The sequence below is a fragment of the Syntrophobacter fumaroxidans MPOB genome, assembly GCF_000014965.1.
Taxonomy (GTDB): Bacteria; Desulfobacterota; Syntrophobacteria; order Syntrophobacterales; family Syntrophobacteraceae; genus Syntrophobacter; species Syntrophobacter fumaroxidans.
The window spans coordinates 2,689,641-2,710,243 of record NC_008554.1 but is presented as its reverse complement, the minus strand read 5'-3'; the positions used below and the strand labels follow the sequence as shown (position 1 = coordinate 2,710,243).

Sequence of the window (20,603 nt, the reverse complement as noted above, 5' to 3'; positions counted from 1 at the left end):
GGGGCCGGGATGCTTTCGACCGCCGGGCGGCTCATCAATCGTTCGCGCATGAAGGAAAGCAGTGCCCGGGCCGGGTGGAAACGCCTTCGACCGGCGCCCGGTCATTGCTCGAAAAGATCGGACAGGTTCAACCCGGACGGGTTCACGAGGAATTCGGTCATGCGGTCGGCATCTACCGGCTGACTGAACAGGTAGCCCTGGGCTTCGTCGCACTGGTAGTTCCGAAGGACCGTCAGTTGCTCCTGGGTCTCGACTCCTTCCGCCACCACCTTCAGGTTCAGGGTCTTTCCCAGGGAGATGATCGACATGGCGATGGCCGTATCGTCAATATTGGAAGGAATGTGCCGGACAAACGACTGGTCGATCTTGAGAGCCCCTATGGGGAACCGTTTGAGATAACCGAGGGACGAATACCCGGTGCCGAAGTCGTCGATGGCCACGTTGACGCCGAGTTCCGCAAGGCCCTGGAGGGTCGCGACGGCCTTTTCGAGGTTTTCCATCATGGCGCTTTCCGTGATCTCGAGCTCGAGCAGCCCGGGGCTCAGCCCCGTTTCCTTGAGAATTCGATCCACCGTCGAGGTGAGGTTGTCTTTCTTGAACTGGTGAGTGGACAGATTCACGGAGACCCGGGGGTGCGGAACCCCGGCGTCCTGCCATTTCCTACACTGCAGGCACGCTGTTCTCAGGACCCACTCCCCGATGGGGATGATGAAGCCGCTTTCTTCCGCCAGGGGGATGAAATCCAGGGGCCACAGCAGGCCTCGATCGGGAAGATCCCAGCGGATCAACGCTTCGGCGCCCACGATCAGGCCGGTGTTGATGTTGACCCTGGGCTGGTAATGGAGCACGAATTCGTTGCGTTTCAAGGCGTAGCGCAAGTCGCCTTCGAGTTTCAACCGTTCGAGCCCGCCCGTGCTCATGGTGGATTCGTAGAACTGGTAGTCGTTCTTGCCGCTGTCCTTGGCCCTGTACATCGCGATGTCGGCGCATCGGAGCAGGGCCTGGACGTCCTCGCCGTCCCTTGGGTAGACGCTGATCCCGATGCTGCCGCTGACGAACACTTCGTGGCCCTGGACGCTGAAAGGTTCGGCCAGGACGTCGAGGATTCTTCGCGCGGCCACGGCCGCATCCTCGGCTCCGCGGATGCTCTCCAGGAGGATGATGAACTCGTCGCCGCCCCACCGGGCAAGGGTGTCCGATTCCCGGGTGCCTCCGAGCAGCCGCTTGGTGACCCCCTGCAGGAGAAAGTCGCCCACGGTGTGCCCCAGTGTGTCGTTGATGACTTTGAAACGGTCCAGGTCGAGGAACAGGATGGCGAATTCGTGCCGGTCGCGGCCGGCTCGCGCCAGGGCGTGGGTCAGGCGGTCGTGAAACCGCGCCCGGTTGGGCAGCCCGGTGAGGGCATCATGGCTTGCCTGGTAGCTGAGGCGCTCTTCGGCTTCCTTGCGCAGCGTGATGTCCCTGGAGATTCCCACGTAATTGGTGATCTTGTCCTCGCTGTTGCGCACGGCGCACAGGGTCAGCCAGGCGGGGAAAATATCGCCGTTTTTCCGACGGTTCCAGATCTCGCCCTGCCACTGCCCGGTGCTGCTCAGCGTGGCCCACATGGCGCGGTAGAATTCCTCGTGGTGATTTCCGGATTTCAGGAGGCGTGGGTTCTTCCCCACCACTTCGTGATCGGCATACCCGGTCATGGCCGTGAAGGCGCTGTTGACCCTGAGTATGTTGGCCCGGGCGTCGGTTATGATGATGGCTTCCGTGCTCCCCTCGAACACGGTGGCGGACAGGCGGAGATTGTCCTCGAAATTCTTGCGCTCGGTGATGTCTTCCACAATGTGTATGAAGTACTTGGGGACGCCCGCCGCGTCTTTCATGGGAGAAAGGGTGAGCTTGGTCCAGATGATCCTGCCGTCCTTATGGACCAGGGGAATTTCGAAGCCGTGATATTCGAGTCCTTGTTCGACGGACTTTTTCAGCTCGCGTTCGTGAACGTCCCTGTTCTCGGGTACGCAGAGGTCCGGGAAGGAGGACTCGATCAGCTCCCGTTCCTGGAACCCGAGCATTTCGCACAGGCGCCGGTTGATGAGCAGAAGACGGCCGTCCGCATTGACATGGGCGATGCCGACCGGTGCCTGGTCGAAGGTGACCCGGAATTTTTCTTCGCTCTCCCGCAGCTCGCGGGTTTTGTGGTGGCGAATCACGCGTTCCCTGTAAAGGGCCAGCGCGGAGTGGATGCGCATGAACAATTCGACTTCGTTGATGGGCTTGGTGACGAAATCGACGGCTCCCGCGGCGAAGCTTTTCTGCACGGCTTCGTTGTGCCGCAACGCCCCTCCCGTCACGATGATGACCGGTATGTGGCGGGTCGATTCGTGGGTGGTGATTCGCCGGCACATTTCATGACCGTCGATCCCGGGCATCATCATGTCCATCAGTATGACGCCGATGTCGCGGTGCGTTTCCAGGAACTCCAGCGCCTCCTGGCCCGAGGGGATCAAATGAACGACTTCGAATCCTTCGCTGACCAGCAGGGCTTCCATGAGATCGAGGTTGTCCCGAAGGTCGTCCACCACGAGGATGGGGATCTGCTTATTGGAGATATCGTCGGGCAAATATGGGAGGACCCTATCCGACATAGTGAAGTACCTCTTGCAATTGTGTTTCCAGAGAATCGCCTTTCTGGATGAATCCGACGACCCTCCGTTCAAGTTCGCGGCGTTCCGCGGCGGTCATCTGCTTGGCCGTCACCACCACCACCGGCAGCCGCCACAGGTGCTTATCGGCCCTCAACACGCGCAGAAACGTGAAACCGTCCATCTGGGGCATGTTGAGGTCGAGGAAAATCAGGTCCGGAGTGAACTCTTCGAGCACCTGCAGCGCTTCGCGGCCGTTCACGGCCGTGCGAAGCTCTCCCACCTTGTTTTCCAGGTGAGAAGCGAGCAGCTGCCTGGCATCCTCGTCGTCGTCGACCACCAGGACCTTGCTCACCGACTGCCGGCGGACGTAATGCTGCAGGAGCGCCTGGAGCTGGTTGCTCGAGATCGGTTTGGTGAGGGCGTCGACCGCGCCGAGCACCATCGCCTGGCGCCGGTTGGCGACGATGCTGATGATCACCACCGGAATGTGACGGGTTTCGGGGTTGTCGCGCAGGCGGCTCAACACTTCCCATCCGTCCATTCCGGGCATCATGAGATCCAGGGTGATGAGGTCCGGCTTGCATTCCAGGGCCATCTGGAGCGCCTTCTCACCGTCCTCGCAGGGAATCACTTTGGCTCCCATGCCTTCGATGTTGTTCATGAGCAGTTCCCGGGAATCCGGATCGTCATCGACGACCAGGACGCGCGCTCCCTTGATGGGCGCCTGGCTTTCCGGCCATTGCAGAGTGGGGGGAACGGGCCCCAATTCCTGCGGCTCAACGGGTGCGGCCGGTTCTTCAACCGCCGGCGCCGGTTGCCTTGCGGCGTCGCCGCCGAGGGGAAGACTCACGGTGAACGTGCTGCCCTCTCCGGGTTTGCTGCTCACCGATATTTCCCCACGGAGCATTTCCACGATAGATCGCGTGATCGTCAGGCCCAGCCCCGTTCCGCCGTATTCGCGGCTGGTGCTGCTGTCGACCTGCCGGAAGGGCTGGAAGATGGTTTCCAGCTTGTCCTGGGGAATGCCGATGCCGGAATCGTTCACTTCGATGTTCAGCCGATGCCCGCTCTGCGAGATCAACCGCACCTTGACCCCGCCTTTGTGCGTGAACTTGATGGCGTTTCCCAACAGGTTGATCAGGACGCGTTTGAGCTTCTCGCCATCCGTCTCGAACATCGGGATCTCGCCCGCCGTTTCGAAGGTCAGGGAGAGATTTCGTTCGTCGGCCTGGGGCCGCAGCATGTCCACCACTTCCTTGGTGAGGACGTCGATTCGCGTGGGCCCGATTTGGAGCTCCATCCGGCCGGCCTCGATCTTCGAGAGGTCCAGGATATCGTTGATCAGGTTCAGAAGATGCTTTCCGTTGCGATTGATTTTCTCGGCATAGCTCAGATCCGTGGCGACGAGATTGCCCCCCCGGTTTTTCATCAGGAGTCCCGAAAAGCCGATGATGGAGTTGAGCGGTGTCCTCAGCTCGTGGCTCATGTTCGCCACGAATTCGCTCCGCAGGTGATCGGCTTCGAGCAGCTCCATGTTTGCCTGCTCCAGTTGCAGGGCCTGCTGCTGCACGGTCTTGTAAGTCATGGCGTTGTTGAGGGCACTGCCGAGCGTGCCGACCGTGCTTTCCACGATTCTCCTCACCGTATCGTCAAGCTTGTGCATTGCCGACAGGATCAGGACCCCCAGGATTTTCTGTTGAAACAGGACGGGCACCCCCAACACGCTCCGCAGTCGGGCTCTGGTGAATCCGAGGTTCACTTCGGGCAGGGCCTGTTCATCGATATCCTTGATGGTCAGCCACTTGCGCTCGGACACCACTTGAGCCGGAAATCCATCCTCTGTCCTCGTGAGGGCGGCCAGGGCCTGAGAATCGATTCCGCGCTCCGCCACCCGCTGCAGCTTTCCGGAGCCCCTTTCGCGCAGGTAGAAAATCCCGAAATGCATTTCCGTTTCCCGCAGCAGGTATTCCAGGGTCTTCTCGGCGATGGCGTTGATGTCCACGGCGTTCAGGGCGACCAGGTATTCACCGAAAGCCGCCTGCCTCTCGAACTCCTGTTCGAGTTTCGCGTTCTGTTCCGACAGGAGCTTGCGGCTCTCAACGAGATCGTTCTGTCGATGTTCGAGCTCCCGGAAGGCCGACTGGATCCTCTCCGCCATGGAATTGATCGTCCTGGCGAGCATCCCGATGGCATCCTCCCCGGTGACCTCGGTGCGCGCCGAATAGTCCCCTTCTTCAATGGACCTGGCGGCATCGGCCATGAGCACCAGCCGATGATTCATCCGGCGGATGAAAAAGAGGCCGCCGACCAGCCCGAGCAGCGCCACGCCCACGTTGATTCCCATGAGGATTTCCCCCCTCACGGTAACGATCTGGGGTATGATCGCCAGGGCCGACAGCAGCAGGACGATGGTCAAAAACATCAGGGCAACGCGGTACATCTTGAACTTGTGAGATTTCATTCCCGCCCCCTGCCTCTCGACTCGATTACGGTGTTGATGGTTTCGATGAGCAGCATCTCGTCCACAATGGGCTTGCTGAAATAGCCGTCGAAACCCGATCCGATGAACCGTTCCTTGTCGTCTTTCATGGCATGAGCCGTCAGAGCGATCGCCGGAATACCCGCCAGCCGGGGGTCCGAGCGGATCCGGAAGAGGAACTGGATGCCGTCCATCCCCGGCAGCGAAATGTCCACGAGCATCAAGTCCGGCAGATGCGTTTGCGGATTGTCGAGCAGAGCCAGAGCTTCAACCGCGTCCGTACAGCTCTCGACATCGAAGGCATCTCCAATCAGAGCGCACACCAGTTCCCGGTTGTCTTCGTTGTCCTCGACCAATAGGATTTTCTTCATTCCATCAACCTCGCGAAACCGAGCAGGCCCCCTTTTCAGTGCCTCGGGACGCTTCCTCGACTCGGCAGAAACCATGGAAGAGGCATCACGCCCAGCCCCGAACCCGGCATGCCTGTGGCGGATTCCCTGGTCCTGGTTTCCATTTCCTTTCGCAAGTCCACAGCGATTTTCCCCAATGACTTCAAAGTGTTGTGAAAAATCTGCCTCATCCTCCCGTTCACCCGGTTTCTTCCGTCGGGAAATCGGCAGATGCGGGGTGGGGGCGAGAGATTGAAACTGGGATCATGCATACAATGAAACGCGTCAGGCTGCAATTGTTTACTGGCCCTGAGCCCGAATGTGGAAAACGTTTGCTGCGCAGCGGCCGTTCACTTCCAACGCACAAATTCCGCTCAACTCTAGATCGGATGATTGTCATGTAAAGTTTAATGTTGTAGTGTGCCCGCAATGTGGGATAAAGCAGGTTGCGGCGCTGTATCGCGGGTCTGCACGGGTATGGCGGCGGGGTGGGGACGCCGCGCGTTCAGGCAACCGGGCGGGCAGCGGCGCTCGGGTGTTCGCTCCCGGGGTGGGACAGGGACGGCTTATGAGGAAATTCTGGAGTATTTTCACCGCGCTCTTGCTCCTTTGGGCCACCGACTCGCTTGCCCAGGAGTCGTCCCGGAGAGTGTCCTACCTCCCGCACTGGCTGCCCCAGTCGCAGTTTGCCGGGTACTATGTGGCCTGCGAAAAGGGATTCTACAGGAAGCACGGCATCGACATCGAGATCCTCCGCGGCGGTCCGGACCGGTCCCCCATGGAATACCTGCGCCGGGGGCGCGCGGATTTTGCCGGCAGTTTTCTGTCCTGCGCCATTCGAGAACGAGTACGCGGGTTGCGGTTGATCAACATCGCGCAGATCATCCAGCGTTCCACTCAAATGCTTATCGCGAAAAAATCCAGTGGAATCGAGTCGCCCAAGGACATGGACGGCCGCAGAGTGGGTTTGTGGGGGGCGGATTTCCAGGTTCTGCCGAAGGCTTTCTTTATGAAGTACGATCTGAACGTCAAGGAAATCGAGCAGGGGCCGACCATGAACCTCTTCCTCCGGGGGGCGGTGGATGTGGCGTCGGCGATGTGGTACAACGAGTACCATACCGTGCTCAATTCCGGAGTCAACGAAGACGAGCTCACGACGTTCTTCTTTTCCGATCATTGCGTGAATCTGCCCGAAGACGGCCTGTATGCCCTGGAAGATACCTGCAAAAAAGATCCGGAGAAATGCCGCCGGTTCGTGACGGCTTCGCTGGAAGGGTGGGCCTATGCCTTCAGGCGCCCTGAAGAAGCGTTGGACATCGTGATGAAGTACGTCGATGAGGCGAACGTGGCAACCAACCGTTGCCACCAGAAGTGGATGCTCGAGCGCATGAAAGACGTCATCCTTCCCCCCGGCCTCGATGTTCCCGTGGGAGTCCTCCGGGAAGAAGACTATGCAAATGTCGTGAAAGTGCTCGAGACCGGCGGGTTGGAGGGTGAGGTGCCGGCATATTCCTCTTTTTTCTTGAACTGTGTTGAGCAATGAAGAACCGCGGTCTCGCTTTCAAGTTGATGGTTTTCATCCTCGCCAGTAGTGCCTGCATTTTCAGCGCGGCCTTTTCCTACAATTACTATTCGTCGAAGAAGACCGTCATCAGGGATGTGGAGGAAAATGCCAGGAATCTTGCACGATCGACGGTGTACCGGATCGAGAGCGTGCTGCAGGGAGTGGAAAAGGTCCCCCTGAACATGGCTTCCGTCATTGGGCGGTATCCCTACGGCGTGGTCGATATCTTCCACCTGGTGCAGTCGGCCGTTGCCAACAACCCGGAAGTCTACGGCTCCATAATTGCCTACGAGCCGTACAACTACGAACCGGATACCGAATACTTCGCGCCCTACTGCTACCGGGGGAGCAACGGCAGTATCAAGTCCGAAGTCCTCGGCGGCGAGGACTATCGGTACTTCGTCATGGACTGGTACCAGATTCCCAAGTTGCTCAAAGAGGTGGTCTGGAGCGAGCCGTATTACGATGAGGGGGGCGGCAACATCGTCATGGCCACGGTTTCCGTTCCATTTTACAAGGAAGCCGACGGCGAGAAGGATTTCCAGGGCATCGTGACGGCCGATATCTCACTGTCGTGGCTCACGGAGATCCTGTCCTCGGTGACGATATACCGAACGGGGTATGCCTTCGTCATCACGCGCAACGGGGTCTTCGTCACGTATCCGGACAACGGTTTCATCATGCGCAAGAGCATCTTCAGCATTGCCGAGGAGAATGCGGATCGGAACCTGCGCGACATCGGCAGAGACATGATCGCGGGCCGCGAAGACTTCATTCCCCTGGTGGACTTCGCTTCCGGGAAAAAATCCTGGATGTACTACGCTCCTCTGCCTTCCAACGGCTGGTCCGTCGGAGTCATTTTCCCCGAGGACGAGCTGTACGCGGATGTCTGGGACCTGGGAAAGGAAGTGGTCATCATCGGCCTGATCGGTTTCCTGTTCCTCTTCTTCACGGTGGCGATGATCTCCCAGACCATCACCAGGCCGCTCCGTTTTCTGGACGCGACCACGCACGAGATTGCCAAAGGCAACCTGGACATCGAGCTTCCGGAACCGAGGAGCAACGACGAAATCGGCCGCCTGACCCGTTCTTTCAAAGAGATGAAGTCGGCGCTCAAGGAGTATATCGCCAACCTCGCCGAGACCACCGCATCCAAGGAGCGGATGGAGAGCGAGCTGAAGATCGCCCGGACCATTCAGATGAGCTTTCTGCCCAAGCGGTTCCCGTCGCTTCCCGAAACGGAGGTGGTCGAAGTTTTCGCCACTCTCGAGCCGGCCAGGGAAATCGGCGGGGATTTGTACGACTTCTTTTTTCTGGACCGTGACCATCTCTTCTTCGTTGTGGGCGACGTTTCGGGAAAAGGCATTCCCGCCGCTCTTTTCATGGCGGTGAGCAAGACCCTGTTGAAAGGGGTGACCGAGCTCGGCATGGAACCGTCGGAGGTCCTGGAGCGGGTGAATGCCGAGCTTTGCATCGACAACGAATCCATGATGTTCGTGACGGTGTTTTGCGCCGTTCTCGACCTGAGAACGGGAGAGCTGCGCTATTCCAACGGAGGCCACGTGCCGCCGGTCCTGCTGCGCGAGGGAGGGGAGCCGGTCTGGGTGGAAATCCCCCCCGGGGTTTTTCTGGGAACCTTCGATGATGCCCGGTACAAGACCGGGACATTGAGTCTGATCCCCGGTGACACGATCCTGGTGTATACGGACGGGGTCTCGGAAGCGATGGATGCCCGGCGTGAGCTGTACACGGGCGCCAGGCTCATGACGGCGCTCCGGTCCGTCCCCGACGGGTCGCCGGAAACGGTCGTGAGGGAGGTCCTCGAGTCCGTCCGGGATTATTCCTCCGGAGAGCCCCAGGCCGACGACATCACGATCCTGGCCGTTCGATTCAAGGCATTCAAGACCTAGACGCTTCGAGTTGAAGCTCCGCAATGCCGAACGACTCCGTATGATACTCTAAAAGCATGGGGGACGTATCCCCCCCACCCCCTCGCCGCTTCGCGGCTCCGTGTGGCGCTGCGGCGGCGGCCTTCGGCCAGTCGCCGACAGCGCCGAGCACTCGGCCTCACGCGCTTGCGCGTGTGGCCGAAACTTGGGGGGTGCGGGGGAATCATTCCCCCGCTCTTTTGTGCTTGAAAGATCCATCTTGAACGCAATTATCCATGCCCCCTGCGACACCCGCGAAGCATGAAAATGGACTCACCCGGGAATCTATTTTCCAGGTAACTTCGTATCAAACGTAGGGGAGGACTTTATGCCCTCCCGCCCAATGCCGTCATCTTAAACGCAACGTGGTATCAAGCAAGGCGCGGTCCGCGTGGTCCGCAAGGCGGCCATTCGAGGGCGCCTGCGGCCGTTGCCGGGAACGGTCGGTTTTCCTGGACAGCCGGGGCCGGTTCCGTTATTCATTGTGTCAGCTTTGACATAATGAATAACAGGCGGGGCTCGCCACCCCCACATTCCAGATGCGGCAAGGAAGGAGGTTCGTTTGCGATGGCGGCTGAAACCGGATTCAGACTCACCTATTCCACCATGTTCGATCCCCCCGAAGTCCTTCACGCGCGGTTCGAAGAGGCCCTGGCCCGGACCCGGGCACGACTGGGCCGGGAATACGGGATGCTGGTCAACGGGAAAGACCTTTTCGCCGTGGACAAGTTCGAGGACCGTTCACCAGCCGACACGGAGGTGATCCTGGGCGTGTTTCAAAAAGGAGGCCCGCGGGAGGCCCATGCGGCGGTTGCGGCCGCCAGGGAGGCCTTCCCGAAATGGAGTCGCACTCCCTGGCGGGAGCGAGCGGCGTTGTTGCGAAAAGCGGCCGACAGAATAGACGACCGCATTTTCGACATAGGCGTTGCGATGGCCCTGGAGGTGGGCAAGAATCGCATGGAGGCTCTCGGAGACGCGGCGGAAACCGCCGACCTGATTCGATATTCCTGTGAACGCATGGAGGCCGGCAACGGTTTCGTCGCCGAGATGGGACGCGATCCGTTGCAGGGGTTCGATTCGCGCAATGTTTCGGTCTTGCGGCCCTATGGGGTCTGGCTGGTCATCAGTCCGTTCAATTATCCGTGCGCGTTGACGGGAGGCCCGGCGGGAGCCGCCCTGGTCGCCGGCAACACCGTGGTGGTCAAGCCCGCTTCCCTCACGCCCTGGTCGGCTCGGCTGATTGCGGAGTGCATGCGTGATGCGGGGCTTCCCCCGGGGGTGATCAACTTCGTCACCGGCCCGGGCGACACCCTGGGCCAGGCTTTGCTCGACCATCCCGATGTGGCGGGAGTCACCTTCACCGGTTCGAAAGAAGTCGGCATGGGCATCTGGCGCGCTTTTGCCAGGGGGCCGTGGGTGCGCCCCGTCATCCTGGAACTGGGCGGCAAGAATCCGACGATCGTCTCGCGTAACGCCGATCTCGATGACGCTGCAAGCGGGATAACCCGCTCCTGCTTCGGGCTGCAGGGGCAGAAATGCTCGGCATGCTCGAGAGTGCTGGTCGAGGCGCCCGTCTACAATGCCTTGGCGGACCGCTTGAGAGCAATGACGGCGAAGCTGGTCGTCGGGGACCCGACCGAGCGCGGCGTCACCATGGGACCCGTAATCAGCGAAGGCGCGCAACGCGATTTCAGGAATTTCGCCCGGGAGCTGGGACAAGCCGGGAGCTTCCTGACCGGCGGTGAAGTGCTGACGGAAGGCCGGTACGCAAGGGGCTATTTCTGCGCTCCGACGCTGGTGGCCGACGTGCCCCTGACCCATCGCCTGTGGAAGACCGAGATGTTCGTCCCCATCGCCCTGGTGGCGAAGGTCGACAACCTAAATGAGGCGATGCAAATCGCAAACGACGCGGACTATGGCCTCACCGCCGGCTTTTACGGTTCGCGGGAAGAAGCGGACCGGTTTTTCGACGGCATCCAGGCGGGCGTCGTTTACGCCAATCGTCCCCAGGGGTCCACCACCGGCGCCTGGCCGGGGTTCCAGCCTTTCGGGGGATGGAAGGGGTCGGGCTCGAGCGGGAAGAATGCGGGAGGACTGTATTACCTGCCGCTCTACATGCACGAGCAGGTTCGCACGATGGTGCGGCGTCTTTAATAAGAAGTTGCGCGCAAGATGGATCTTTCAAGCACAAAAGAGCGGGGGAATGATTCCCCCGCACCCCCCAAGTTTCGGCCACACGCGCAAGCGCGTGAGGCCGAGTGCTCGGCGCTGTCGGCGACTGGCCGAAGGCCGCCGCCGCAGCGCCACACGGAGCCGCGAAGCGGCGAGGGGGTGTGGGGGATACGTCCCCCACGCTTTGAGAGTATCATTTTGAAAGCAAATCCGTATAAGAGCGTCTGAGCCGCAAGCGCCCGGGCTGCCGGTCCGCCCGGAGGCCGGGCCTTGCGCCGGCATCCGTGCTCGACCCGACCCGCGTCGGGCGAGTCCCGACGAGCCGTGAAAATGGGCCGGGACGGGGAATTTTCACGCAAAGAGCGGTTCCCGTTTCTTTCCTGTTGGCGATGACGGGCCGGTTTGGGTATGCTTGTCGGGAAGGAGGCTCGGGGTTGCCCGGCTTCCATGAGGTCTCGTTCGATCGGTGCTGAACGAAGGCAAGGCTTTGGCGAGAAGTGTCGGTGCGGCGGCATGGCCCGGGAGCGGCCCGCCGCGGGCGCATCCGGCGGACCGGAAGGTCGGGGGAGGAAGGCGTACATGCTCAGAGTCGCGGATATCATGACCCGGGACGTCATATCGGTTTCTCCGCAAACGGAGATCGTTCAGGCGGCGAAACTCCTGCTGGACAAACACATCAACGGTCTCCCCGTGATCGACGATCGCGGGAACCTGGTGGGCATCCTCTGCCAGAGCGATCTGATCGCGCAGCAGAAACGGTTTCCCCTGCCGTCCGTTTTCAACCTCCTGGACAGTTTCATTCCGCTCACCTCGCCGAGCCGGTTCGAGAAGGAGGTACAGAAGATTTCGGCCGTCACGGTGGGTGAGGCCATGACGCGCGAGCCGGTGACCGTCAGCCCGGACACCACCATCGAGGAAGTGGCGCGGCTGATGGTGAACAAGAACCTTCACACTCTGCCGGTGGTGGATGGGAACAAGCTGATCGGGATCATCGGCAAGGAAGATGTGTTGCGAACGCTCCTTCCCTCCGATAAGTAGGGGGAGGGATTCGGCCATCGACGACATGACCGGGAGGTCCGCGTGGAACGACGGGAACGCGCGGCGCGGGACCCGGGCAGTCCGGCGCGGTTCGCGCGGGCCGTTGGCCGGGATTCGGATCGAAAAAACGAGGACGGTTCACGGGGCTCCGGAAGCTCCGGCGGACAGTCGATTGAGCGGCGTTGTCGCTTCGGCTGGGGGACCGCGCCTCCATGGGGTGACACCGGTCTACGACATGCGGGGGGTGAATCCCGTGCGGCCGGATGAGTGGAAGCAGGCTGAATGAGGAAGCACTTGGGGATTAACGAAGGACAGTTGGAGGAAGCCCTCTATGAAGAAGAAATCCTTTGTGGTGCTGTTCATGATTGCGGCGGTGTTCGTGCTGGTGACGGGAGCCGCCTGCGCGGAATCCATTCCGGATAAGGTTGCGAAACAGCAGAGCCGGATCGACCATGGAATACGGTCCGGCCAGCTCAGCGTGGCTGAGTCCGAGATCTTGCAGAACAATCTCAATCACATCAAGAATCGTTACTACAGGCTGGTTTCCGAGGGGAGGCTGACCCGATACGAGCGCGCGAGCCTCAACCGGCAGCTCCAGCAGAACAGCCACATGATCTACAACAGGAAACACAACGCCGTCAGGGCGCTGTATTGATGCCGTTCCGGGCGGACGCTCTCGATGTCGCCCCCGGATTCTGAAGAGAAGACGTCCCAAAACGAAAGAGGCCGGGGAAATGCTCCTCGGCCTCTCGATTTTCTATGCGCCCGGGTCAGTCCGGAAGCTTCGACTAGAGCTTCTTAACCCGCACCGCCTGAGGGCCTTTTGCGCCCTTTTCAATTTCGAAGGTCACTTCCTGGCCCTCGCTGAGGGTTTTGAAGCCTACTCCTTCAATCGAGCTGTGATGGACGAACACGTCCGGCCCACTGCCGGTTTCGATGAATCCATAGCCCTTTTGATCATTGAACCACTTGACTCGACCTTCCGCCATTTGCAATTCCTTTCGTAAGTTTTCGTTCTAACTGGTGGCGCGCTACTCAGAGCTACTACGGAAACGTTCTGTGAGGCGAAAGACCGATTTCCTGCATACCCCGAAATATCGAACCCCTTTACAAGAATGGCGCACTATAGCATCTTCGGCAGGAATATCAAGTACGATAATCAAAAAAGGTGCGATCCATGGAAAAATACTTTCAGCGAGGGGTGGGGACATGTTCGGCCCGGCCCCCGCTGCCTTGTCCGGCTTGGCATTCGGGTGGTTTGACCGCGGCGCCCGTGCATGTTAGTAATAACGACATGCTCAGACCGGTTGCTCGATCCGCCTGGCTCCCGTCCACGGCGTCGGGCGTTCGGGCATGACATAGGGCTGTGCCGCGGGCGCCCATCCAAGGCCGATGCCCACCGCCCCGCCATGTCTTGACCGGCAGCCGTTCCGCGGCGATTACGGGCCGCTTCAACCGTTCGATGAGGTGAATGAGAATGCATCTGAGCAAGCCGATTGCCAACCCCCTGATCGTCCTGCGCGAGGAGTTCGACGACTGGGCTATTCTGTTCGATCCGGAATCGGGCAACGCCTTCGGTCTCAATCCCGTGTCCGTGTTTATCTGGAAGTTGCTCGACGGACACCACACCGTCGCGCAAATCGTCGAGTCGATTCGCGCCGAGTGCGATGATGTCCCCGATGACGCGCAAGATCGGGTGATCGCCTTCGTGCAGGACCTGCTCGATCGCGGCCTCGCGCGGCTCCAAGACGGGGATCGGGAACCGCCGTGCGGCTGATGCAAACCCCGAAAAGCATGGACATTTCCATCACCGGTGAGTGTAACCTGCGCTGCGCGTATTGTTCGCACTTTTCCAGCGCGGGAGAGGTCGCCCGGGATCTCGGGACCGGGGAATGGCTCCGGTTCTTCGAGGAGTTGAACCGGTGCGCCGTGCTCGGCGTGTGCCTGTCGGGCGGCGAGCCTTTCCGCCGCTCCGACTTCGATGAAATCCTGCGGGGGATCGTTCGAAACCGCATGCGGTTTTCGATCTTGAGCAACGGGACCTTGATCGATGAGGACACGGCAGTATCGATCGCCGCCACCGGACGATGCGATTCCATCCAGGTTTCCGTCGACGGCTCCCGCCCCGAGACCCACGACATCTGCCGGGGCCCGGGGACTTTCCAAAAGGCTCTCGAGGCTATCCGCGCCCTGCGAAGGCACAACATTCCGGTCACCGCCAGGGTGACCATCCACAAGCACAACGTGCACGATCTCGAAAGTATCGCCCGGTTGCTCCTGGACACGCTCTCCCTCCCCGGCTTTTCCACGAATGCCGCTTCGTACATGGGGCTGTGCCGGCACAACGCGGAGCACCTGCAGCTGAGCGTGGAGGAGCGCTCGCTGGCGATGGAAACCCTTTTGACGCTCGCCGCCGGGCACCCCGGGAGGGTCTCGGCCTCGGCCGGGCCCCTGGCCGAGGCGCGGCAATGGCTGGAAATGGAACGGGCGAGGCAAAACCGAGCGCCGGGGTTTCCCGGCGCGGGATATCTGCGAAGCTGCGGCGGGGTGTTCGCGCGCCTTGCCGTGCGCGCGGACGGGGTGATCGTTCCCTGCAGTCAGATGAGCCACATCGAGCTCGGACGCATCAACCGGGACGATCTGCGCGAAGTGTGGCGCGGCCATCCCGAGCTCGAACGGCTGCGGCGGCGGCGCGAGGTCCCGCTGGGCGAATTTTCCTTCTGCCGCGGCTGCGAGTACATCCCCTACTGCCGGGGCAACTGTCCGGCCCTGGCGTACACGATTCTCGGAGAGGAAAACCATCCGAGCCCGGATGCCTGCCTGCGCCGATTCCTGGAAAGCGGCGGGAGGCTGCCGCGCGAGGAGCCGGTTTTTCCGGCGGGAGGTGAAACGGGGTGAGCGAAGCATCGCGAGCGGACGAAAGACATCCCCTGCGGCAGCTCTACTTCTACCTGACCGAGGGCTGCAACCTGTGCTGCCGCCACTGCTGGATCGGCCCGAAGCACCTGTCGGCGGCCGACCGTCCCACCGGGCTCGATGTCCGCCTGGTCCGCTCCATCATCGACCAGGCGAAACCCCTGGGGCTGAGCGGGGTCAAGCTCACCGGGGGGGAACCGCTGCTCCACCCGGGCATCCTCGACATCCTGGAGATCCTGCGCGCCGGGAACCTGCCCGTCAACGTCGAGACCAACGGAACCCTCTGCACGCCGGAACTTGCCCGCGCGCTCGCGGGATGCTCGAGCCCTTCCGTCGCGGTGAGCCTCGATGCCCCCGACGCCGAAACTCACGACTGGATGCGGGGTGTCCGGGGCGCGTTCGCCTCCGCTTTGAAAGGCATACGCAACATGGTCGGCGCCGGGTTGAAGCCGCAGATCATCATGTCGGTGGTGAGGCGCAACCGCGATGGGATGAGGGCTCTCGTTCACCTGGCGGAATCCCTCGGCGCGGCCTCGGTGAAATTCAACCTCGTTCAGCCCTCCGTTCGGGGCGAGCAGATGCACCGGGCGGGAGAGACGCTCCCCGTGCCGGAACTGGTCGAGCTGGGGAAATGGGCGGAGTCCGCGCTGGCAGCCGAAGCCCGCGTCAGGATTCATTTTTCTCATCCCCCCGCCTTCATGCCCCTCAGCCGGATGTTCGCGGAAGAAGGAGCCGGCTGCGGAACGTGCGGCATTCTGAGTATCCTGGGGGTTCTTTCCGACGGCTCCTACGCCCTGTGCGGCATTGGCGAAAGCGTTGCGGACCTGGTGTTCGGACACGCGGGGGAAGATCGCCTCGAAGCGGTCTGGCGCACATCGCCGGTATTGCGGGAACTGCGCGCCGGGCTTCCCGGGAGGCTGGAAGGGGTCTGCGCCCGATGCCTCATGAAGCACGTCTGCCTCGGTTCCTGCATCGCGCAGAACTATTACATCAGCGGGAATCTTTGGAGCTCGAACTGGTTCTGCGAGGAGGCGAAGGCGCGAGGGGTCTTCCCGGAATCCCGGCTGATCCCCGAATCCGCCTGATTCGCCCGCCTCATTGACCGGTCCCCGTGGCTCCTGCCGGTCGCGATCCTTTCCGCGTGCGATTCTGTATTGAAAATGAAAGAATATTAACTCTCTGATTATCTCACATCATGCGATTTTGCTTGCTATATTAGAATCCTCACCTAGAATGGGACCATTCATATCTCACGGTACCGCAGCGAACTGACATACTTTGGCCGCACCCGGTTTTTCCCGAAAGGACCGGAGGAGTGGTCGGGGCTTGAACGGCAGACCGGAGGATAATGCCGCTCCGGGCGGAGTGTATCTACATATCCGCCCGGAAGAATCGCGGTCCGGCGTTCCGCGCAGTGGAGTCGAGGGCTCACGGAAACCATCTCATGGCGGCATGACCGCCGGTGTTCGGATGGTGCGCCATGAACGGCAAAAAAGAAGAGTTGTCTTCGGATTCGAAAAAGAAGCCCCTGAAATGGCAGGTTCCCCTGCTCATCAGCTTTATCGCCACGGAGGCGTGGGCGCAGTCGTGCAGGACGGGGTCCACCGTGAGCGGGAACTGCTCCGTGGGCGGCACCGCGAGCAACTGCAACGCGGGCAGCCTCGCGGGCGGCTGTAAGCCGGGCTCCAGCGCGGCGTAGGAAGCGTTTCGCGGTCTTCGGCCGGCTTTGCGTTCAGCGATCCGCCGGGTGGGGCCAGGAGACGGCGTGACCGCGCGAATCGCTGAGAGCCCCGCGTTCGCCGGGGGCTGGGTATGGGTTGTGGGGGCAAAATGAAACGGGGCCGTCGTTTCCACTCCGAGGAACCCGGCTACGGGCTGCGGCTCGGCGACGGGGACGCCTGGTTCTTGACCGCGTCGGCGGACGCTCGGGACTGGCTGGACCGCTTTGCCCGCATCCTCGGGCTCGAAGGGGGCACGGGTTCCGAGCCGTTGCGGATCGTATTTTCCAGGGGGTCGGATCCCCATGGGAAAGGTTACCCCCCCGTGGACCCATGGGACCCCCGCCGTCGACGGACCGTTCGCGTCCGTTGCGCCGACAAGGCCTGCTCCGAAGTCCTCTGTGAAATCCTCAAAGACACCCCCGACGACGTTCGATGGGTGAGCATGTGGTCGGCGCTCATGCCGGTCTACCGGCGCGCCCGGGAACGGGGCGGGCTCCCTTTGCACGCGGCGCTGGCGGAAAGGGACGGGAAGGGTGTGCTCCTGGCCGCGCCCGGCGGCACCGGGAAGTCGACCGCCTGCAGGCGTCTGCCTGCTCCGTGGATCGCAAGGGCCGACGACGAGACGCTGGTGGTCAGGACCCGCAAAGGCGGTTATCGCGCGCACCCGTTCCCGACCTGGAGCGACTTCCTGTGCGGCAGGGTAAGCCCTGCCCGGAAGGTCGAACGTTCGGTGCCGGTTCAAGCGGTTTTCTTCCTGGAACAATCCGAAAAGGACGACGTGGCTCCTCTCGGCCAGGCGGAGGCGGCGGTCATGCTGAACGGGTCGGCGGTCGAGGTGTGTACCAAGTATTGGCTGGGGCTCGAGAAAGAGGACGAAATCGCCCAAAGGCGAGCCGTGTTTGCCAATGCCTGCGACTTTGCCCGGCGCGTTCCCGCGTACGCGCTTCGGTTGAGTCTTCACGGGAGGTTCTGGGAAGAAGTGGAAAAGGCCCTGGACGGCAGGCTGTTGCTCTCCGACGTAAGTCCGCCGCCGGATGCCGGAAGGCTGCGGATGCTGCGCTGCGTGGAAACGGGGGGCCGTTCCCGCGAGGCGGAGTCTCCGGGCTGTAACCCCTTGCCGAAGCGATTCGACCTGCCGGACTTCCCGCTTTGGGATTCGGAATAGCGTTTGAATGCGAACCGGCCCCCGCGGGACCGGAGCCGGTCGGGCCCGCCGCGCCGGCTTCATTGAACGATTCCCCGGGAAAACGTCATTGCCCGCCATGCCGCCGGTGGGGAAAGGCTCCGCAAGCCTTGGCAATCGCGGCGCAATCCGTCTTATGCGAAGTTGCGTTCAAGAGATGGATCTTTCAAGCACAAAAGAGCGGGGGAATGATTCCCCCGCACCCCCCAAGTTTCGGCCACACGCGCAAGCGCGTGAGGCCGAGTGCTCGGCGCTGTCGGCGACTGGCCGAAGGCCGCCGCCGCAGCGCCACACGGAGCCGCGAAGCGGCGAGGGGGTGTGGGGGATACGTCTCCCACGCTTTTAAAGTATCATTTTGAACGCAATTATCCATGCCCCCTGCGACACCCGCGAAGCATGAAAACAGACTCCCGAGGGAGTCTATTTTCTAGGTAATCCGTCTCACGGAGAGTCCCCGGCACCCTCCCGGCCCGGAAGGACTCTGCATGCTCCCAGGTAGTGCCTCCGCCAGTAGCGGTCCGAGAACCGCTCCTCCCTGACGCGTCCTCCCGAGCTGGGGCAGTGAATGAAACGGTCGCGGCCGGAATAGATCCCGACGTGGGACGCTCCCTTCCGCCATTCTTCGAAAAAGACCAGGTCTCCCGGCAGCAGCTCCTCGGGCGACACCGGGAGGCCGAATGCAGCCTGGTCCTGCGATTGCCTCGGCAGATTCACCCCGTGCTGGTGATAAACCCACCAGGTGAACCCGGAGCAATCGAACCCGGAATCGGGCGAGAAGCCCCCGAAGCGGTAAGGCCTGCCGATCTGGGAGCGTGCCGTGCAGACGACGTCTCCCGGCGGGCAGGGGCGCATCTCGGGCACGGCGTCCGGCCGGAGTCCGCCGCACCCCGCGCAGAGGCCGAGCACCAAAACGAGCACAAGAAAGCATGGAGCGAGAGCCAACCTCATCGCGACCGTCCCTGCATGAAATCGTCCCGACGGCGCAAGGGAACCCGCCGAACCCTTCCCGGCCCGGGCGCGCCGTCTCAAGACAATAGCATCAATCGAGTCGCGTGATAATAGCCTGTTGAAACCGTCCGGGTGGAAGCTGTCCGAAAGAGCCCGAGATGCCCCTTCTCCAGGCGTCCCGGGGGAAATCATTGTGCGAAGCGGGGAGGGGGAACCCTCTCGCGGGAACCCCGGGAGGAAATCTTTCCAGCCATGCGTGCAAGGGCGCGAGTGTGCGCGATTCGCCGCGGATGGCGGCAATGTCCCTCCCGTCATGCGCGCAAAGACGCCCGGGCAGGATAATCGACCGGATCGACGGGAAGGGGCTTCCCCTCACGAGCGCGAGTGAGCGTGGGCCATCTGCATCTTGGTGATTTTCTTGACAAGGATGAGAAACGACACGGTCAGGGGGATTTCCAGGACGTCCATGACCGCGGCGAGCGCGTTTGCGGCGATGAAATCCTGTATCCGTTCCCCGATTGCCCAGAAAAAACGAAAGACCGCATAGTTCGCAAAAGTGGACAGGAGCCAGAGGAACCACCAGATGCCGAGAAGCGCTCCGGACGGTGCCCCCTGCCAGTTGGCGGGGCTGCTGCTGGCCTTCCAGATCTCTTTCATGGCCTGGTAGGGTTTCCAGAGATTGACGATAGGAATGAAATAGGAGCCGACGGCCCACCCCGGAGTGAAGCGCATGCCTTCCGCTCCCAGTTGCCGCGCGTTGAAGTTCGCCCGGTGTATCCACTTCAGAGCCAGGACGGAGGTGACCGCGAACAGGAACAACTCCATGACGCTCAGGAACCGTTCTCTGCGGTCGAAGGCTTCCGACGCCGTTGCGGACAGGGCCGCCGAGGCATAGGTCCCGTCCCTCAGGTCCGTCAGAATGCCGTGGCTGACGATGCGCGTGGCGATTCCGACGACGGCGAGGCAAAGGCATGCCCAAAGACAGATTTCCACCCAGTTCACGAGCAGGGAAGGATCCCGGAATTTTCCCGAACGCGCGGCGGCGGGGGCAGCAATCGGCTTCAGGGCGATTTCCGGCAGCCGGGACGCTTTTTTGCCGGAATCCGCGCCGTGCCCGGAGCGCTCTCTTGCAGGCTCATCCACCCGGCTTCGGCTGGGAGCGACACCCGCGGGAGCCGTCCGAGCGGGCGTCGGCGAACGCTTTGTCCCCGCGCCTTCCGGCCGGAGCTTCCCGGCGGCGGTGGCGGAGGAGGATGAGGAGGAGGTAGCGGTTGTGGCGGAGGTAGCGGCGGCGGCGGCGGAGGAGGAGGAGGTAGCTGTGACGGCGGGCTTGACGGATGCCGTCCCCGGCCGCGGCGGCGCGGTTTTCGGAGGGGCGGTGCCGTCCAGAAGTCCCCTGACCCTGCCCGCCGGCACGGCTTGCGTCATATCGTCCCTGCGCACGGGCGTGTCGGGACGAATCTTGCCCGCCCGCGCGAGGCTGAAAAGAAACCTCGCGCTCAGGGGACCGTGCTCGGTTCCATTCAGCCATATGTACCACTGGTGCCGCGGTTGTCCGGCCATCGTTCCCCCGGTTTGGGCATCGCGGACCGGAGCCGCCCCTGCGCCCGGACCCGCGCGTTTTCCGTC

16 protein-coding genes are annotated in these 20,603 nt (G+C 61.8%); 10 read left to right on the top strand and 6 right to left on the bottom strand.

Going from position 1 to position 20,603, the window contains the following annotated elements:
• Positions 1-101 precede the first annotated feature (101 nt).
• The 3 genes from SFUM_RS11430 to SFUM_RS11420 are packed head-to-tail and all read right to left on the bottom strand — an operon-like array spanning position 102 to position 5,486.
• A complete protein-coding gene (locus SFUM_RS11430) occupies positions 102-2,636 on the bottom strand; it encodes an EAL domain-containing protein (RefSeq protein ID WP_011699060.1) in 2,535 nt (844 codons plus the stop codon).
• Positions 2,626-5,097, bottom strand: a complete 2,472-nt coding sequence (locus SFUM_RS21775; protein WP_011699059.1) for a hybrid sensor histidine kinase/response regulator — start codon at positions 5,095-5,097, stop codon at positions 2,626-2,628. The genes SFUM_RS11430 and SFUM_RS21775 overlap by 11 nt, the downstream gene beginning before the upstream one ends.
• The gene (locus tag SFUM_RS11420) at positions 5,094-5,486 is read right to left on the bottom strand and encodes a response regulator (protein ID WP_011699058.1); all 393 of its coding nucleotides are present in this window, start codon (positions 5,484-5,486) and stop codon (positions 5,094-5,096) included. Before SFUM_RS11420 ends, SFUM_RS21775 begins: the two co-directional genes overlap by 4 nt.
• Before the next feature lie 586 nt (positions 5,487-6,072).
• Between SFUM_RS11420 and SFUM_RS11410 the strand changes: the two genes are divergently transcribed.
• The 5 genes from SFUM_RS11410 to SFUM_RS11385 all read left to right on the top strand — a co-directional run bounded on the left by SFUM_RS11410 (position 6,073) and on the right by SFUM_RS11385 (position 12,861).
• Positions 6,073-7,047 (top strand): ABC transporter substrate-binding protein, encoded by a 975-nt coding sequence (locus SFUM_RS11410; RefSeq protein WP_011699056.1) that lies wholly within the window; start codon positions 6,073-6,075, stop codon positions 7,045-7,047.
• Positions 7,044-8,978 carry a SpoIIE family protein phosphatase gene (locus SFUM_RS11405; protein WP_011699055.1) on the top strand — a complete coding sequence of 645 codons (1,935 nt, stop codon included), beginning with the start codon at positions 7,044-7,046 and terminating at the stop codon, positions 8,976-8,978. Before SFUM_RS11410 ends, SFUM_RS11405 begins: the two co-directional genes overlap by 4 nt.
• A gap of 585 nt (positions 8,979-9,563) precedes the next feature.
• On the top strand, positions 9,564-11,150 hold the full coding sequence (locus SFUM_RS11400; RefSeq protein ID WP_011699054.1) for an aldehyde dehydrogenase family protein: 1,587 nt from the start codon (positions 9,564-9,566) through the stop codon (positions 11,148-11,150).
• Between the two features lie 597 nt (positions 11,151-11,747).
• Positions 11,748-12,206 carry a CBS domain-containing protein gene (locus SFUM_RS11395; protein ID WP_011699053.1) on the top strand — a complete coding sequence of 153 codons (459 nt, stop codon included), beginning with the start codon at positions 11,748-11,750 and terminating at the stop codon, positions 12,204-12,206.
• A 331-nt stretch (positions 12,207-12,537) separates the two neighbouring features.
• Positions 12,538-12,861, top strand: coding sequence for a hypothetical protein (locus SFUM_RS11385; protein WP_011699052.1), 324 nt, complete (start codon positions 12,538-12,540; stop codon positions 12,859-12,861).
• A 133-nt stretch (positions 12,862-12,994) separates the two neighbouring features.
• On the opposite strand, the gene SFUM_RS11380 is transcribed toward SFUM_RS11385, so the two are convergent.
• Complete coding sequence (locus SFUM_RS11380) at positions 12,995-13,195, bottom strand: cold-shock protein (RefSeq protein ID WP_011699051.1); 201 nt, start codon at positions 13,193-13,195, stop codon at positions 12,995-12,997.
• 482 nt (positions 13,196-13,677) lie between these two features.
• Here SFUM_RS11380 and scmD point away from each other — a divergent pair, with 482 nt between their 5' ends.
• The 5 genes from scmD to scmC all read left to right on the top strand — a co-directional run bounded on the left by scmD (position 13,678) and on the right by scmC (position 18,008).
• Entirely contained in the window at positions 13,678-13,983 is a 306-nt protein-coding gene (scmD, locus tag SFUM_RS11375; protein WP_150109498.1) for a SynChlorMet cassette protein ScmD, read from the top strand.
• Positions 13,983-15,104 (top strand): SynChlorMet cassette radical SAM/SPASM protein ScmE, encoded by a 1,122-nt coding sequence (scmE, locus tag SFUM_RS11370; RefSeq protein WP_011699049.1) that lies wholly within the window; start codon positions 13,983-13,985, stop codon positions 15,102-15,104. The genes scmD and scmE overlap by 1 nt, the downstream gene beginning before the upstream one ends.
• Positions 15,101-16,207: a SynChlorMet cassette radical SAM/SPASM protein ScmF gene (gene scmF / locus SFUM_RS11365; RefSeq protein WP_011699048.1), complete on the top strand. Its 1,107-nt coding sequence runs from the start codon at positions 15,101-15,103 to the stop codon at positions 16,205-16,207. Before scmE ends, scmF begins: the two co-directional genes overlap by 4 nt.
• A 395-nt stretch (positions 16,208-16,602) precedes the next feature.
• Complete coding sequence (gene scmA, locus SFUM_RS22535; RefSeq protein ID WP_150109496.1) at positions 16,603-16,821, top strand: SynChlorMet cassette protein ScmA; 219 nt, start codon at positions 16,603-16,605, stop codon at positions 16,819-16,821.
• Positions 16,822-16,952: 131 nt separating this feature from the next.
• Positions 16,953-18,008: a SynChlorMet cassette protein ScmC gene (scmC, locus tag SFUM_RS11355; protein WP_041440351.1), complete on the top strand. Its 1,056-nt coding sequence runs from the start codon at positions 16,953-16,955 to the stop codon at positions 18,006-18,008.
• Between the two features lie 459 nt (positions 18,009-18,467).
• On the opposite strand, the gene SFUM_RS11350 is transcribed toward scmC, so the two are convergent.
• On the bottom strand, positions 18,468-18,974 hold the full coding sequence (locus SFUM_RS11350) for a C40 family peptidase (protein ID WP_011699046.1): 507 nt from the start codon (positions 18,972-18,974) through the stop codon (positions 18,468-18,470).
• A 372-nt stretch (positions 18,975-19,346) separates the two neighbouring features.
• Positions 19,347-20,537, bottom strand: coding sequence for a DUF4328 domain-containing protein (locus SFUM_RS21770; RefSeq protein ID WP_150109495.1), 1,191 nt, complete (start codon positions 20,535-20,537; stop codon positions 19,347-19,349).
• Positions 20,538-20,603: the final 66 nt, after the last annotated feature.